Below are 13578 nucleotides of genomic sequence, written 5' to 3'. Positions count from 1 at the left end.
ACTTTATTTGAAGATTTTTAGAAATTTTAATACGGCTTCATCTAATTGTTTTGTAATATCATCTGTAAGGTCTTTAGTTTCTTTTATTGAATTTAACGTATGAGAATAATTCTCTATCAAAAATGTTAAAAATTGTTTTTCGAACAGAGCAATCTTTTCCGTAGGAAGTTGATCAATATAACCTTTTGTAGCTATATAAATAATAGCAACCTGTTCTTCTAATTCCATAGGAGAATATTGAGGTTGTTTCATAAGTTCTGTTAGTTTTTCACCCTTGATGAGTTGTTTTTTAGTAGCTTCATCAAGATCGGCGGTAAACTGAGCAAATGATTCTAACTCTCTATATTGTGCCAAATCAAGTTTTAATGAACCAGCTACCTTTTTCATAGCCTTTGTTTGAGCATCTCCACCTACTCTTGATACAGACAAACCTATATTAACTGCAGGCCTTATTCCAGCATTAAAAAGACTTGCCTCCAGATAAATTTGACCATCTGTTATAGAAATTACGTTTGTTGGGATATATGCAGAAATATCATTAGCTTGAGTTTCAATAATTGGTAAAGCAGTTAAAGAACCATTTCCATGATTTTCGTTAAGCCTACATGCTCTTTCTAATAGTCTGGAATGCAAATAAAAGATATCTCCTGGATAAGCTTCCCTTCCTGGAGGCCTACGCAACAACAATGAAATTTCTCTGTAAGCAGCAGCATGTTTTGAAAGATCATCAAAAACGACCAGAGCGTCTTTTCCGTTAAACATGAAGTATTCTCCAATGGCGGTTCCTGCATAAGGAGCTAGATATTGTAGTGAAGCAGGATCTGATGCATCTGCAGAAACTACTACTGTATATTTCATAGCCCCATGTTTTTCTAAATTGTTTATAGTTCTAGCAAGAGCAGAAACCTTTTGCCCTATTGAAACATATACACAATAAACACCTTTGCCTTTTTGATTGATTATAGTATCGATAGAAATAGCAGTTTTACCAGTTTGTCTATCTCCAATAATCAATTCTCTTTGACCTCTTCCAATAGGTATCAACGCATCTAATACTTTTAAACCAGTTTGAAGGGGTGTATCAACAGGTTTTCTTGTTACAACCCCCATTGCCTTTCTTTCAATAGGATAAGATTCCTTTGCTTGAATATTACCCCTACCATCTAAGGGAATACCTAAAGGATTGATAACCCTTCCTAAAAGTTCTTCACCTACAGGTACTTCAATTATTCTGTTGGTTCTAACAACTTTGTCTCCTTCTTTAACATCTTTATAATTACCAAGAGTAATTATACCTACATTGTCTTCCTCAAGGTTCATTGCTATACCATAAACCTTATTTCCGTTTGAAGCCTCTATTTCAACTAATTCATTTGACATTACATCCTTAAGGCCATATGCAATTACAATACCATCACTAACTTGCATAACTAGCCCTATTTCTTTTATTTCTCCGCTTTCATAACTTTTAATACGTTCTTCTATAACTCTAGTTAGTTCTTCAGGATTAACCCTCAAAAATTTCACCTCCACCAGCTGGGGCATAGGCGGATTGAATGCTTTCTAGAAACCCTTTAACAGAATAATCAAAAAAATTGTCTCCAATATATAATTGCATTCCGCCTATCAGTTCTTCTTCATAGTCTACTACTAACTTAATATTTTTTCCAGTATTTTTTTGAATGGTTCTTGAAATTTCGTCTAGAACCTTTTTAGAAACTTTTTTAGCTAAAATTAATTTTACTTCTACTGTTTTATTTAGTTCTAAATTTTCTCTGTACAGTAATTCTGTTATAAGTGGAATCAGGTTTAGCCTTTTTTTCTGAACAAGAGCTTTCAAAAAATTGACAAAAATATCGTCCATAAAATCCGATACATCTACAAGTTTTTTTACTACAAAATCTGTAGGTAGCAAAGGATTAAAGATAATATCTTTGTATGATTCATCTTTTTCCATTATATTACTAATCTCTTGAAAAGCTTTTAAAAACTTCTCAAGTTGATCTATTTTACTTTTTTGTGTTAATATATTTATTAAAGCTTCGGTATATTTGGAAGCAAGAAAATAAGAGGGCTTCATTGAGATTCTCCTTTACCCTGTAAGCTTCTTAAAGCTCTTTTTATAATTTCTTCATTTTTTTGTTTGTCGACTTGTTCTTTTAATATCATAGAAGAAATACTCAATGCCATTGCTACGATTTGTGATTGTAATTCTTTTAAGGCCTTTGTTCTTATTTCTTCTGATTCCTTTTCTGCTTTATCAATTATATATTTTCTTTGGTTTTCTGCTTCTTCTTGAGCACTTTTTAAAATTAATTTAGCTTGTTCTTCTGCTTTAAGAATTATTTGTGTTCTTTTTTCTTCGATTTCTTGAAGCTGTTTATCTAACTCATTTTTCTTGTTTTGGGCTTCTAATCGAAGTTTTTCAGCTTCACTTAAATTCTTTTCTACCTCTTGCTTTCTTTTATCAGTTATTTCAAAATATGGTTTGTAGAGTAATTTGTACATTAAGAGCATAAAAAATATAAAACCTACCAAATTGACAATAGAAGTCAAATTAAAAGATAACATATCTACATGCACCCCTTTAGGGATAATTTACTTATCGTTGTTAACAATTTTAATTTTTATGGAAGTACTAGTAATAGTATTATAGCAATTAAAAGAGAATAGATACCAGTAGTTTCATCTACAGCATCTGCAAGGATCATATTTGTTCTTATGGTACCGCTTAACTCTGGCTGTCTTGCCATTGCCTCCATTGCAGCAGCTCCAATTTTACCTTCTCCAAGTGCAGGTCCTAGAGCTCCAATTCCCATACAAAGACCCGCAGCTAAAAACTTTCCTAAATAATACAATCCCCAACCCAAATAACCTCCGTTGGTAACCAAAGTTTCTAACATAGTTTTTAAATCCATGTTTTCTCCTCCTTAAGATGTTTGATTGATATAATAAATTTGTTTATTTTGAGTCATTTGTTTTTTTATAACATTGATCCAATGTAAACTATAGTTAGCAAAGAAAAAACAAAAGCTTGAATAATACCAAAGAACCACCCAAAAATTGCCCATAAGAAAACAGGGAGAACAAAATACCTAACAATACTGCTCAAAATTAGAACGAGCATACCTCCTCCCATGATGTTACCAAATAACCTAAAGGAGTGAGATATAGGCTTTGCGATCTCGCTTACTATATTCATTGGAAACATAATAGGAGTAGGTTCAAAAAAAGATTTAAACCAGCTTACAAAACCCTTTGATTTTATTGCAAAGGCATGACTAATAATTAAGACCATTATTGCATAAGACAAGTTAACATTTAGATCAGAAGTTGGTGAGTACCATACATCGGTAAAAAGTTGAACATTTATTCCGCTAGCTAGAGGAGTAACATTTATTCCAGGAATACCACCTAAAACGTTTGAAACTAGAATATACAAAAACAGAGTCATAGCAATTACAAAAGTAGGTTTTCTGTATTCTGGATTAGGAACAACCTCCTCAGTTATTTGCCAAAAAGAATCAAAAAAAGTTTCTACCGCACCTTGAACCCTTCCTGGTATTCTTTCAAATTTGATTTTTCTTGCAATTAATACCAGCATAATCATTATTGCAAAAGACATTATGAGAGTCATTGGATTCAATTGTCCAAAAAATCCACCATTTCCAAAGTAAACAATCCACCGCTCTCCAACGCCTTCCATGCTCATTTCAAAGAAGAAAAAATTAATTATTCCTAAACCTACATATAGAATGAAGAAAAAAATAATGAATTTTGAAACTCTATCAGTTGTCAACTAATCACCTCCTTCTTTTGCAAGTTTACAATAATAATCTTTACTTATAAGAAAGGTAAGATGCTATTTTCATATTCATAATACCCAAGAAACTTAACATTAAAGCTAATAGAGAATTAAGAGCAGCTACGCACAGTATGGCGAAATATAGTAAGTATCTAATCAAAAATACAAACGAAAACTTTTTAGGTTTAGAATCTGGATCCATTTTTTTAATCTCTTCAGCTAAAGAAATAAAACCTATTACGGCACCTGTCCCTCCCCACAGAATCCATAAAGCTTGAAAAGAAAAAAAGAAAGAAAAGATAAAAACTTCAATTATTAGAAGTATAATTGTTTTTGTTATCAGTTCCTTTAGTTTTTTTTTGAGTTCTGTCATGATTGTCAACCTCTTTTGAGAATTCCTGCACAGCTGAATATAAACCTGAAATTATACCTATAATCATGAAAATGACTATCCAAAATTTTTGGCTTGTCAATGAAAATATAAAATATCCAATTAAAAAACCTACAAATATATTAGACAGTATTATAATAGCAAAATAAAAAATAATATTCAAGTTGTGAAAAGAGTTGAAATCAAAATTTTTCAAAATAAACTCCTCACTTTAAAATGAAAAATTTTTACTCGTTAAACCACCAATAATTATACTATTTATTTATTACTATTTTAGTTTATAAGTTAAATGAATATATTATGTTTGTATATTGAAGTTTGAAAATAACCTTACCATTTTACATGCTTAAAATTCAAAAAATAATCCTATTCCAATACCAATTTCTATAGTATTGTTTTCTGGTTCCCAAACATACCCAACATTTTCCCCGTTATTTTTTAAATATGATAGATAAGATTTTTCAATGTGCCAATACCTAAAAAAAAGTTCAGTCGATAAAATAAGATTATTTAATGGAACGGAGAAAGAAATATTGTTAGTCAAACCAAATCCTTGATTTTGAATATTTGTCACGTCATTATAATTTGGATTAAAATCACTTAAATAACTATTTTGAATTCCAAGCAAGAAAAAATCATATTCAAATTCATTATTTATAAGGGCCTTATTATTTATATTGACACATGTTTGTATAATAAGAGGAAGATATAAATAATTAGATTCTCTTTTATAACCTAGATAACTAGCTTGTCCTAGCTCATCATTTAAGTTTCTATAACCTAGTCCGGAAAATGTAGAAATTGCTAAATCCGAGTTTATCAGCAATTGTATGCCTATTAACTCTCTTATTTCAAACATATAATCGCAAACATTGCTTAGATTAACAGGATGGCCATATGATGTTGAACCTTCATAACTAATTTGTCCATATGCAAATCTACCTTCAACCTTATATAAAATATTTGAGTTATATAGATAAGAAAGAGATATTCTTTGCATTAATCCGTATTCTTTCATAAATAAATTATGATTGTCGTCCAATTCCCAATAATTAAAATAAAAACTTTCAGGCTTAACCTTGAAATAATTTGTATCAAAAGAAGCAAGATTAGCCAAAACTGTAGATTCAACATAGAATATTATTAGACAGGTACTTAATATAATAAATATATTATTAGGTTTCAATAGATTCATTAGAGTGAAAAAAGAAAAGTTTTTTTCAAAAAGACAGGTTGACTTTTTTCTTGTTCTATTTTAGCTATAACTTCCCAATGACCTTCAATTAAGTTTTCTTCAATTTCAATACCAATTGAAGGGTAAGTAAATGCTTGTGTAACCATTTCGCCAGGTCCTGGTGTTTTCAAAAAGAGATCGATATATATTTTTTTTGATTCTTGGTCCAAGATAATGTTTTTGATACTCAAATTGTATCCGCCAGTTCTCTTCTCCCCAGCACTTATACAAATAACAAATGGAACTCCTCTGACATTTGTTGTTTGATTATTGTTTTGCGAAATGACTATCTCTTCTTTTTGAGTTTTTAAGAAACAACTAACAGTTTTATAGTTTTTCAAAAAAAACTCTTCACTGCTTTCATATAGTGTATTATTAGGACTTGCTTCTTCAGTGATAATATCTGGTGTATAAATTTGCTTTGGAGGAGTTAACAATATAGCGCCACCAATCAGTGCACCGGTCAATAAAATAACCAAGATAACTTGACTTCCACTCATAAAAATCCTCCTTTATCTAATATTTTTACTCACTTTAAAAATTCCAAAATCAGCATTATATATATGTTTTAGAATTGATTTTTTTATAAAATACATTCTAGGTTCTAATCATCACTAGTTCTGAATTTCTTTAACCTTTTTGACACTTGTACGCTGGGGGAGAGGGCTCCGCCCTAAACCCATTATAACTTCAACTGCTTATTTTTAGAAAATCTTCATTTCTAAAGTCAATAATAATATTTTGATTCACTTAATTATTTTATCATATAAAAATTGAAGGAGTATATACACAAAATGCAATAGTGCTAAATAGTTATTTTTATAGTATAATTTTTACGAACGAAAGTTTGAAGGAGATGTTGTTATGTCTAAAAAATTGCTTAAAAATGGTTATGTATTAGTTAGTGCTGATGATGATATTGAAAAATTGGACGTTTTAATAGAGAATGATGAAATAGAAGATCTTCTTTTACCCGAGAATACAGAAGAAATTGAGGAAGAAGACGTAGAGGAATATGATTTATCGGGAAAGCTAATAATACCAGGTTTTATCAATATGCATACACACTCTGCGATGTCTTATTTTAGAGGAGTAGCCGATGATTCTTCTTTTGAAGAATGGTTGTTCAAAGAAATGCTGGCTCGTGAAGATTTTTTGAGAAGCGAAATGGCTTATTATGGCGCAGTTATTTCAATTTTAGAAATGATTTCAAGCGGTATAACGACTTTTGTTGATATGTATATGTTTACAGACGAAATTGCAAAAGCAGCGTATGATTTAGGAATGAGGGCATATATTTCCCGAGGACTTTCTTTTGATAATGAAGAAGGATGGAACCAAAGAGTAAAAGAGAATGTTTCTACTTATGAAAAGTTTAACGGTTTAGAAAACAGAATTTATATTGGTTTTGGTCCTCACGCCCCATACAGCGTTTCGTTTGATAAATTGAAAGAAATAGCAAAAATTGCTGAAAAGTATAATACTCATATTCAAATTCATTTATTGGAATCAAAAAACGAGAAGAATCAATATTCTTTATCAGATATAGAAAATACGGGTCTATTTGAAGTTCCTACTATAGCTGCGCATTGTGTTTATGTTGATAATGAAGATATTAAAGTGCTTTCTAAAAATGATGTTACAGTTGTATATAATCCTACCAGTAATATGAAATTAGGAAATGGAATTGCTCCAATAGTTGATATTATTGATGAGAATGTAAATGTGACCTTTGGAACTGATGGATGTGCTAGTAATAATTCTTTAAATTTTTTTAATGAGATGAAGGTAGGTTCCATTTTACAAAAGTATAAGTATGGTCCTGATAAGTTGACAATTAAACAAATCTTAAGGATGGCATGGGAAAATGGAGGATTTGCGTTAGGAGAAAGGCTAGGAAGGCTTGAACCAACTTTTAAGGCAGATTTAGTGGTATTAGATATCAATACCCCAGAATTTTGTCCAAAAGATTTAAAAAGAATGAAATCGAACATAGTTTTTTCTGCTAATCCTAGAAATGTATTTGGTACAATGGTTGCTGGAAAGTGGTTGTATTTTGACAAGAAATTTGTTAATTTATTAGATGAGGGAGAAATATATGAGAAATTTGAATATTATTACAAAGAGATTGAAAATAATTTTAATAACCGTGTTTGTGATGGGAATATCAGGAATAATAATTGCTAGTACGATTGAAGATTTTGTTGAATTTTCACCCAGGGGATATGAAGATATTAGTAGAGTTATTATGAGAGACGGTAAGGTATTGAAGACATCTGTTCCTGAAGAAGGCGAACATTTGCAGATTAATTTTAAAAAGAGTAGGGGTATTTATGAGGTCCATGTAATTTACTTTAGTAGTACCTTTACTTTAATGAATTTTTGGTATGATTTTGTGAGAGATTATACAGATGGTTTAGATGTGGCTTTTTCAGCTATTCCTTTTATTTATGGAGAGTTCAATATAGAATATTCTAAGATGCAACTTAGTGCATGGTTTACAGGGTATAACAACACCTTTTTTTTGGTGTATGGTCCGAAAAAAACTATAGTAAATGATTTAAAATTAAAATTAAATAAAAGTAAGTAGGATGATTGATCGCGAGTAGGCATACAGGGCCTATCTTGAGGAAAGTCTGGACTCTAAGGGTAAGGTGCTGGTTAATTGCCAGAAGGAGAGATCCTTGAATAGGGCCATAGAAACGGAAACCGCCGAAAGGCAAGGGTGGAAAGGTGGGGTAAGAGCCCACCAGTATCAGAGCGATCTGATAGCTTGGCAACCTCCACCTTGAGCAAGGTCAAGCAGGAAGGCCATAGGTGATCCGCCGAGTGAGAGTTCTTCTCCGCCTTCCAGGTAGACCGCGAAGATAAATGATCAATAAGACAGAATCCGGCTTACAGTCCTACTTAATTAAAATAACCCCCAAAGAGCGATACCTTTGGGGGTTATATAATTATAATTTGATTATTCTTTTTCAGGAATTAGTTGGAGAATAGATAATTCTGCTCCGTCTCCTCTTCGATTTCCAATTTTAAGTATACGAGTATATCCTCCATCTCTGTTTTGATATTTTGGAGCAATTTCATGTACTATTTTTTGGACAAGCTTTCTATCGTTGAAATGTTTGTTTATTTCCCTGTTTAAAGCCACTCTTTCTTCTGGTGAGCTGGTAGTATTTGCTTTTTTTGCCTTTGTTATTATATTTTCAACTAAAGGTCTTACTTCTTTAGCTTTTGCTGTTGTTGTTATAATGCTTCCAGATTCAAAGACACTTCTTGCCATATTATTCAACATGGCCTTTCTATGAGAAGCGGATCTGTTTAATTTGTTTGTTTTGACTCTATGCCTCATCGAAGTCGTTCCCCCTTTCATCTTCATACAGTTTATCATAGTCTATGTCAAATTTTTCTTTAAGTTCTTTTCGAACTTCTTCCATAGACTTTTTACCAAAATTTTTTATTTTTAATAAATCTTCTGGCCTTTTCTTTAGTAGGTCTCTAATAGTATCAATTTTTTCTCTTTTCAAGCAGTTTTTCGCTCTTTTTGTTAAATCCAATGAATCTATAGGTGTATCTAATAATTCTTTTGGAAAACCAAAGACGTCTTCTGTATCTTCAGTTTCTTCTTGTTCTTCATTTTCAATTTCAATGGTTACCTCAGCGCTTTCTAAATCTTGAATCTTGCCTTCTCTATTCCATAATTGAGCGATAAAATCGAAATGTTCCATCAAGGTTTCAGTAGCTTCTTTTAACGCCTCACTAGGTGTAATGTTTTTCTTAGTCCAAATTTCTAATATTAGCTTGTCATAGTCTGTTCTTCTACCAACTCGTATATTTTCTGTTAAATAATTAACCTTCAGGACGGGGCTAAAAACACCATCTATAAATATATATTCTATATCGCTTTGATAACTTAATTCTTGAGCTGGCACAAATCCTTTACCGGTTTGGGCGTAAAGTTCAAAATCTACTTCCATGTCTTTGTTTACGTGAGCAATTATTAAATCAGAATTTGCTACTTCAATTCCCGCCGGAGTTTTTATGTCACCAGCCTTAATAACATCCTTAGCTTTATATTTTTTCTTTAGAGTTAATAAAATAGGATGGTCAATATTTTTTAATTTATCTAAACTTTCAACTTTTAACTGCACTTTTTTTAAATTTAAAGATATTTCTAATATATCTTCTTCTATTCCTTCTACAGTGTCGTATTCGTGTAATTTTCCTGGAATTCTTAATCCCGTAATGGCTAAAGATGGAATAGATGATAAAAGAACTCTTCTTAACGCATTTCCTATTGTTACTGCGTAGCCTTTTTCCAAGGGATATAATTCATATTTTGTATAATTATAATCATTTTCTTCTCTTTTTTCCGCAATTCTAAATTTTTCTGGTTTAATTAATAATTCCATGCTTTCTCTGATCCATAAAGGACTCAGAGTACACCTCCTTTCCTGCCTTCTTATGGCGAGGTGATAATATTTCTATGAATAAATTATGACTTGATATGTGTAATATAATTATTTTGAATAAAGCTCGATAATATTAGTAAGATCGACTGGAACATCCATTTCTTCAATTTTTGGAATTCTATCAAATGTGCCTCTGAGATTTTCAAGGTCAACAGTAACCCAGGATGGGATGTTTCTATAACCTTCTTGAACTAGCTCTAAGCCATCTTTTACTTGTTGAATATTTTTACTTCGTTCTTTAATCTGAATAACATCGCCTTCTTTTACTCTATATGAAGGAATGTCTACTTTTTTCCCATTTACTAATACATGACCATGGGTAATCATTTGCCTGGAAGTTCTTCTGTTTGGAGCAAAACCCATTTGAAAAACCACTGAGTCTAATCTTCTTTCTAAAAGTTGCATTAAAAGTTCACCAGTTTCTCCACTTCTGCTCCTTTCAGCTTCCTCAAATGTGTTTCTAAACTGTCTTTCCATTAAGCCATACATTCTTTTTAAAGCCTGTTTAGACCTTAATTGCATGCCATATTGAGTTAACTTTTTTGGTTGTCTACCGTGTTGGCCAGGAGCGAAATTTCTTTTTCTTAAAGAAGACTTTTCAGTATAGCTCCTTTTTCCTTTTAAATAAAGATTTATATTTTCTCGTCTAGAAAGTTTTTCAACAGGACCTATGTATCTCGCCATTAATTTCTTCCCTCCTCAATAATTTAAAATCTCTTCTTTTTTGGTCTACACCCGTTATGAGGAATGGGTGTAACATCTTTTATTGTTTCAACGTTTAAACCAGCAGCTTGTAAAGCCCTTATCGCCGATTCTCTTCCGGAACCAGGACCTTTAACATAAACATCAACTCTTTTGACACCAAGAGAAAGAGCTTCTTTAGCTAGTCTATCTGATGCCAACTGAGCTGCATATGGAGTCCCTTTTTTTGTTCCTTTAAAACCAACACTACCGCTGCTTGACCAAATTATAGGTCTTCCTTCAGTGTCGGTCAAAGTTATTATAGTATTATTAAATGTTGAGTGAATATGCACAACAGCCTTTTCAGGAGCTGCTTTTTTCTTTTTGCTTTTTTGTTGAACTCCTTTTTTTGCCATTTATATGTAAACCTCCTTAAAAATTTATTGTATTCTTTTATTAGTCTTTTGAGGTTTGAGTGGGATATTCTTCATGCCACATTGTCAACTATTTGACTAAATTGTAACCCTATCACTTGAATAATGCCCATTATCGATACCCAGTTTTTCAAATTAAGAATAAAACTTTTTTAAAAATAAAGGCTTAATAGACCTAATAACTATTATAAGCTAACTAATATTTATAAATGAATTATAATTAGAACCTACTTTTTCTTTATTTTAGTTAGTCTTGGACCTTTTCGAGTTCTAGCATTGGCATGCGTTTTTTGACCTCTTACAGGCAACCCAGCCTTGTGCCTTCTTCCACGATAGCTTCCAATATCGATCAATCGTTTAATGTTATTATTTACTTCTTGTCTTAGTTCTCCTTCAACTTTGTAGTTGTCATTTATATAATGAGTGATTTTAGATATTTCATCGTCACTTAGATCTTTAGCTTTTTTGTTTGGATCTATACCAACAGCATTCAATATATCAAATGCTGTTTTTCTACCTATGCCGTAAATGTAAGTTAGTCCTACAAATAATGCTTTATTATCTGGTATCTCAACACCCAAGATACGTGCCATTCATTCATCCTCCTTCTTTTAGAAAGCCAAATATTTTTGAGTTAAAAATGTAATTTAAATTATTTGTTGAATAATAGCAGTTAAATTTCATTAATAATTGTTAGTACATAATTTTTAACCTTGTCTTTGTTTGTGGTTAGGATTTTTTGAACATACAACCCAAACCCTTCCTCCTCTTTTGATTATACGACAGTTTTCACATCTTTTTTTTACTGATGCTCTAACTTTCATTTTTATTCCTCCTTGGAGAATTATTTTGTCTGTAGAATTTTTTAAAAAGTGTTTATTATGGTTTATTTAATTTTTCTCTTCTAACTATTCTACCTTTATTTAGATCATATATAGATACTTCTACCGTCACCCTATCTCCAGGTAGTAATTTAATAAAATTTTTTCTCATTTTGCCAGAGATATGGGCAATTATCTCATGACCATTATCTAATTTGACTCTAAATGTTGCATTTGGTAGAGATTCTAATATGTTGCCTTGCATCACGATAACATCTTTTTTTTTAGCCAATATATTCCCTCCTTAACAAGGGACTAAAAAAATTTTCTATATTATTAGTTGTTTATAATTTTGTCAATATTTCAGGACCATTTGAGGTTATAGCTATAGTATGTTCAAAATGAGCAGCTTTTGATCTATCTTTTGTGATAGCCGTCCAGCCATCTGGAAGAATTTGAACTTCATAGTTTCCCATTGCTACCATTGGTTCTATAGCTAATGTCATATTTTTTCGAATTTTTGGTCCTCTTCCAGGTTTTCCGTAATTTGGTATTTGTGGATCTTCATGTAATTTTCTTCCAACACCATGTCCAACATACTCTCTAATTACAGAAAAACCTTTATTTTCAATGTAATATTGTATGGTACTACCTATGTCTCCAATAGTATTTCCAATTACTGCTTTTTCTATCCCAAGATACAAAGATTCTCTTGTTGCTTCGACTAATTCTTGTTCTCTTTTACTAACATACCCAATTATATAGGTTCTGGCAGCATCCGCGATGTATCCTTCATAGGTTAATCCACAATCTACAGATACTATATCCCCGTTTTTTAGGATTTTACTTTTTAAAGGGAATCCATGGACTACTTCTTCATTCACTGAAAAATTAATAGCATATTTGTATCCTAGGTATCCTTTAAACGTAGGGGTTGCATTTTCTTTTCTAAAATACTCAAGGACATATTTTTCTACTGTTTCACCGTCAACCCCTTCTTTTATTATATCAGGAAGTAAATCATCAAGGAGACGGGCAAGCTTTATTCCAGCCCGTCTCATTTTCTCGATCTCTTCATCGGTTTTAATTATTATCATTTTTGCGAAATCTCCTTAGCATATTAAACAATTCTTTTGTAACTTCTTCAACATCTTTGGACCCGTCTATTGTAATAATTGTGTTATTTTTTCTATAAAATTCTATTACAGGATAAGTGTTTCTTTGATATATTTTATATCTTTCTCTAACTATTTCTTCTCTATCATCGTTTCGTTGAATGATATTTGTCCCACAATTATCACAGAGTTCATCATTTTTTGGTTTTAGTGTAATCAAATTGTATACTTTTCCACAATTAGGACATACTCTTCTGCTACTTATCCTTTTTACTATTTCTTCTTCTGGAACATCTATTAATACAACAGCGTCTATTTGTTTATTTAGTTCTTTCAATGTTCTATCTAAGGATTTTGCTTGTTCTATAGTTCTTGGATAACCGTCTAGAATAAAAGAATCTAAATCCTTAATTTTTTCTTTAACTAATTCGTTCATTATTTCATCAGGAACTAGTTCTCCTTTATCGATTATTGTTTTAACTTTTTTACCCAATTCGCTTCCCTTATTAACAGCCTCTCGGAGGATGTCTCCAGTAGATATATGTTCTATTTTAAATATTTCTGAAACTTTTTTTGCTTGAGTACCTTTACCAGCACCCGGAGGTCCAAAAAACAATAATTTCAT

At 31.5% G+C, this 13578-nt stretch carries 19 protein-coding genes and 1 other RNA gene; 3 read left to right on the top strand and 17 right to left on the bottom strand.

Annotated features, from left to right (window positions below):
- Positions 1 to 3: 3 nt before the first annotated feature.
- The 8 genes from atpA to DTL3_RS00945 form a co-directional block, all read right to left on the bottom strand.
- Positions 4 to 1518: a F0F1 ATP synthase subunit alpha gene (gene atpA, locus DTL3_RS00985; RefSeq protein ID WP_045087138.1), complete on the bottom strand. Its 1515-nt coding sequence runs from the start codon at positions 1516 to 1518 to the stop codon at positions 4 to 6.
- Positions 1508 to 2080 (bottom strand): ATP synthase F1 subunit delta, encoded by a 573-nt coding sequence (atpH, locus tag DTL3_RS00980; RefSeq protein WP_045087137.1) that lies wholly within the window; start codon positions 2078 to 2080, stop codon positions 1508 to 1510. The genes atpA and atpH overlap by 11 nt, the downstream gene beginning before the upstream one ends.
- A complete protein-coding gene (gene atpF, locus DTL3_RS00975; RefSeq protein WP_045087136.1) occupies positions 2077 to 2571 on the bottom strand; it encodes a F0F1 ATP synthase subunit B in 495 nt (164 codons plus the stop codon). The genes atpH and atpF overlap by 4 nt, the downstream gene beginning before the upstream one ends.
- A 56-nt stretch (positions 2572 to 2627) precedes the next feature.
- Positions 2628 to 2903 (bottom strand): ATP synthase F0 subunit C, encoded by a 276-nt coding sequence (gene atpE / locus DTL3_RS00970; RefSeq protein ID WP_045088512.1) that lies wholly within the window; start codon positions 2901 to 2903, stop codon positions 2628 to 2630.
- A gap of 80 nt (positions 2904 to 2983) precedes the next feature.
- Entirely contained in the window at positions 2984 to 3799 is an 816-nt protein-coding gene (gene atpB, locus DTL3_RS00965; RefSeq protein ID WP_045087135.1) for a F0F1 ATP synthase subunit A, read from the bottom strand.
- Between the two features lie 40 nt (positions 3800 to 3839).
- Positions 3840 to 4178 (bottom strand): ATP synthase subunit I, encoded by a 339-nt coding sequence (locus DTL3_RS00960; RefSeq protein WP_045087134.1) that lies wholly within the window; start codon positions 4176 to 4178, stop codon positions 3840 to 3842.
- Between the two features lie 364 nt (positions 4179 to 4542).
- Complete coding sequence (locus tag DTL3_RS00950; RefSeq protein WP_171820565.1) at positions 4543 to 5391, bottom strand: hypothetical protein; 849 nt, start codon at positions 5389 to 5391, stop codon at positions 4543 to 4545.
- Positions 5391 to 5930 (bottom strand): protease complex subunit PrcB family protein, encoded by a 540-nt coding sequence (locus tag DTL3_RS00945; protein WP_045087131.1) that lies wholly within the window; start codon positions 5928 to 5930, stop codon positions 5391 to 5393. The genes DTL3_RS00950 and DTL3_RS00945 overlap by 1 nt, the downstream gene beginning before the upstream one ends.
- Before the next feature lie 364 nt (positions 5931 to 6294).
- On the opposite strand from DTL3_RS00945, the gene DTL3_RS00940 reads away from it, so the two are divergent.
- The 3 genes from DTL3_RS00940 (at position 6295) to rnpB (ending at position 8344) form a co-directional block, all read left to right on the top strand.
- Positions 6295 to 7617 (top strand): amidohydrolase, encoded by a 1323-nt coding sequence (locus DTL3_RS00940; protein WP_052670201.1) that lies wholly within the window; start codon positions 6295 to 6297, stop codon positions 7615 to 7617.
- Positions 7589 to 8020: a hypothetical protein gene (locus tag DTL3_RS00935; protein ID WP_171820564.1), complete on the top strand. Its 432-nt coding sequence runs from the start codon at positions 7589 to 7591 to the stop codon at positions 8018 to 8020. Before DTL3_RS00940 ends, DTL3_RS00935 begins: the two co-directional genes overlap by 29 nt.
- Positions 8014 to 8344, top strand: an RNA gene (gene rnpB / locus DTL3_RS09345) — RNase P RNA component class A. The genes DTL3_RS00935 and rnpB overlap by 7 nt, the downstream gene beginning before the upstream one ends.
- Positions 8345 to 8395: 51 nt before the next feature.
- On the opposite strand, the gene rplQ is transcribed toward rnpB, so the two are convergent.
- The 9 genes from rplQ to DTL3_RS00890 form a co-directional block, all read right to left on the bottom strand.
- Complete coding sequence (gene rplQ, locus DTL3_RS00930; protein WP_045087129.1) at positions 8396 to 8782, bottom strand: 50S ribosomal protein L17; 387 nt, start codon at positions 8780 to 8782, stop codon at positions 8396 to 8398.
- Positions 8772 to 9842 (bottom strand): DNA-directed RNA polymerase subunit alpha, encoded by a 1071-nt coding sequence (locus tag DTL3_RS00925; protein ID WP_045087128.1) that lies wholly within the window; start codon positions 9840 to 9842, stop codon positions 8772 to 8774. The genes rplQ and DTL3_RS00925 overlap by 11 nt, the downstream gene beginning before the upstream one ends.
- A 108-nt stretch (positions 9843 to 9950) precedes the next feature.
- Entirely contained in the window at positions 9951 to 10586 is a 636-nt protein-coding gene (gene rpsD, locus DTL3_RS00920; protein WP_045087127.1) for a 30S ribosomal protein S4, read from the bottom strand.
- Between the two features lie 23 nt (positions 10587 to 10609).
- The gene (rpsK, locus tag DTL3_RS00915; RefSeq protein WP_045087126.1) at positions 10610 to 10999 is read right to left on the bottom strand and encodes a 30S ribosomal protein S11; all 390 of its coding nucleotides are present in this window, start codon (positions 10997 to 10999) and stop codon (positions 10610 to 10612) included.
- Between the two features lie 245 nt (positions 11000 to 11244).
- On the bottom strand, positions 11245 to 11610 hold the full coding sequence (rpsM, locus tag DTL3_RS00910; RefSeq protein ID WP_045087125.1) for a 30S ribosomal protein S13: 366 nt from the start codon (positions 11608 to 11610) through the stop codon (positions 11245 to 11247).
- Between the two features lie 114 nt (positions 11611 to 11724).
- On the bottom strand, positions 11725 to 11841 hold the full coding sequence (rpmJ, locus tag DTL3_RS00905; RefSeq protein WP_045087124.1) for a 50S ribosomal protein L36: 117 nt from the start codon (positions 11839 to 11841) through the stop codon (positions 11725 to 11727).
- A 55-nt stretch (positions 11842 to 11896) separates the two neighbouring features.
- Positions 11897 to 12130 (bottom strand): translation initiation factor IF-1, encoded by a 234-nt coding sequence (gene infA, locus DTL3_RS00900; RefSeq protein WP_045087123.1) that lies wholly within the window; start codon positions 12128 to 12130, stop codon positions 11897 to 11899.
- A gap of 52 nt (positions 12131 to 12182) precedes the next feature.
- Positions 12183 to 12935 carry a type I methionyl aminopeptidase gene (gene map, locus DTL3_RS00895; RefSeq protein WP_045087122.1) on the bottom strand — a complete coding sequence of 251 codons (753 nt, stop codon included), beginning with the start codon at positions 12933 to 12935 and terminating at the stop codon, positions 12183 to 12185.
- The gene (locus tag DTL3_RS00890) at positions 12922 to 13578 is read right to left on the bottom strand and encodes an adenylate kinase (RefSeq protein ID WP_045087121.1); all 657 of its coding nucleotides are present in this window, start codon (positions 13576 to 13578) and stop codon (positions 12922 to 12924) included. The genes map and DTL3_RS00890 overlap by 14 nt, the downstream gene beginning before the upstream one ends.

The sequence above is a fragment of the Defluviitoga tunisiensis genome, assembly GCF_000953715.1.
Classification (GTDB): Bacteria; Thermotogota; Thermotogae; order Petrotogales; family Petrotogaceae; genus Defluviitoga; species Defluviitoga tunisiensis.
The sequence above is the reverse complement of the archived record's forward strand: the minus strand, read 5'-3'. Positions and strand labels throughout refer to the sequence as shown.

What these genes read in the sequence shown, in the direction of transcription:
- atpH (WP_045087137.1), bottom strand. Translation starts at nt 2,080, where the DNA reads ATGAAGCCCTCTTATTTTCTTGCTTCCAAATATACCGAAGCTTTAATA.
- atpF (WP_045087136.1), bottom strand. Translation starts at nt 2,571, where the DNA reads ATGTTATCTTTTAATTTGACTTCTATTGTCAATTTGGTAGGTTTTATA.
- atpE (WP_045088512.1), bottom strand. Translation starts at nt 2,903, where the DNA reads ATGTTAGAAACTTTGGTTACCAACGGAGGTTATTTGGGTTGGGGATTG.
- DTL3_RS00960 (WP_045087134.1), bottom strand. Translation starts at nt 4,178, where the DNA reads ATGACAGAACTCAAAAAAAAACTAAAGGAACTGATAACAAAAACAATT.
- DTL3_RS00950 (WP_171820565.1), bottom strand. Translation starts at nt 5,391, where the DNA reads ATGAATCTATTGAAACCTAATAATATATTTATTATATTAAGTACCTGT.
- DTL3_RS00945 (WP_045087131.1), bottom strand. Translation starts at nt 5,930, where the DNA reads ATGAGTGGAAGTCAAGTTATCTTGGTTATTTTATTGACCGGTGCACTG.
- DTL3_RS00940 (WP_052670201.1), top strand. Translation starts at nt 6,295, where the DNA reads ATGTCTAAAAAATTGCTTAAAAATGGTTATGTATTAGTTAGTGCTGAT.
- DTL3_RS00935 (WP_171820564.1), top strand. Translation starts at nt 7,589, where the DNA reads ATGGGAATATCAGGAATAATAATTGCTAGTACGATTGAAGATTTTGTT.
- rplQ (WP_045087129.1), bottom strand. Translation starts at nt 8,782, where the DNA reads ATGAGGCATAGAGTCAAAACAAACAAATTAAACAGATCCGCTTCTCAT.
- DTL3_RS00925 (WP_045087128.1), bottom strand. Translation starts at nt 9,842, where the DNA reads ATGGAATTATTAATTAAACCAGAAAAATTTAGAATTGCGGAAAAAAGA.
- rpsD (WP_045087127.1), bottom strand. Translation starts at nt 10,586, where the DNA reads ATGGCGAGATACATAGGTCCTGTTGAAAAACTTTCTAGACGAGAAAAT.
- rpsK (WP_045087126.1), bottom strand. Translation starts at nt 10,999, where the DNA reads ATGGCAAAAAAAGGAGTTCAACAAAAAAGCAAAAAGAAAAAAGCAGCT.
- rpsM (WP_045087125.1), bottom strand. Translation starts at nt 11,610, where the DNA reads ATGGCACGTATCTTGGGTGTTGAGATACCAGATAATAAAGCATTATTT.
- rpmJ (WP_045087124.1), bottom strand. Translation starts at nt 11,841, where the DNA reads ATGAAAGTTAGAGCATCAGTAAAAAAAAGATGTGAAAACTGTCGTATA.
- map (WP_045087122.1), bottom strand. Translation starts at nt 12,935, where the DNA reads ATGATAATAATTAAAACCGATGAAGAGATCGAGAAAATGAGACGGGCT.
- DTL3_RS00890 (WP_045087121.1), bottom strand. Translation starts at nt 13,578, where the DNA reads ATGAAATTATTGTTTTTTGGACCTCCGGGTGCTGGTAAAGGTACTCAA.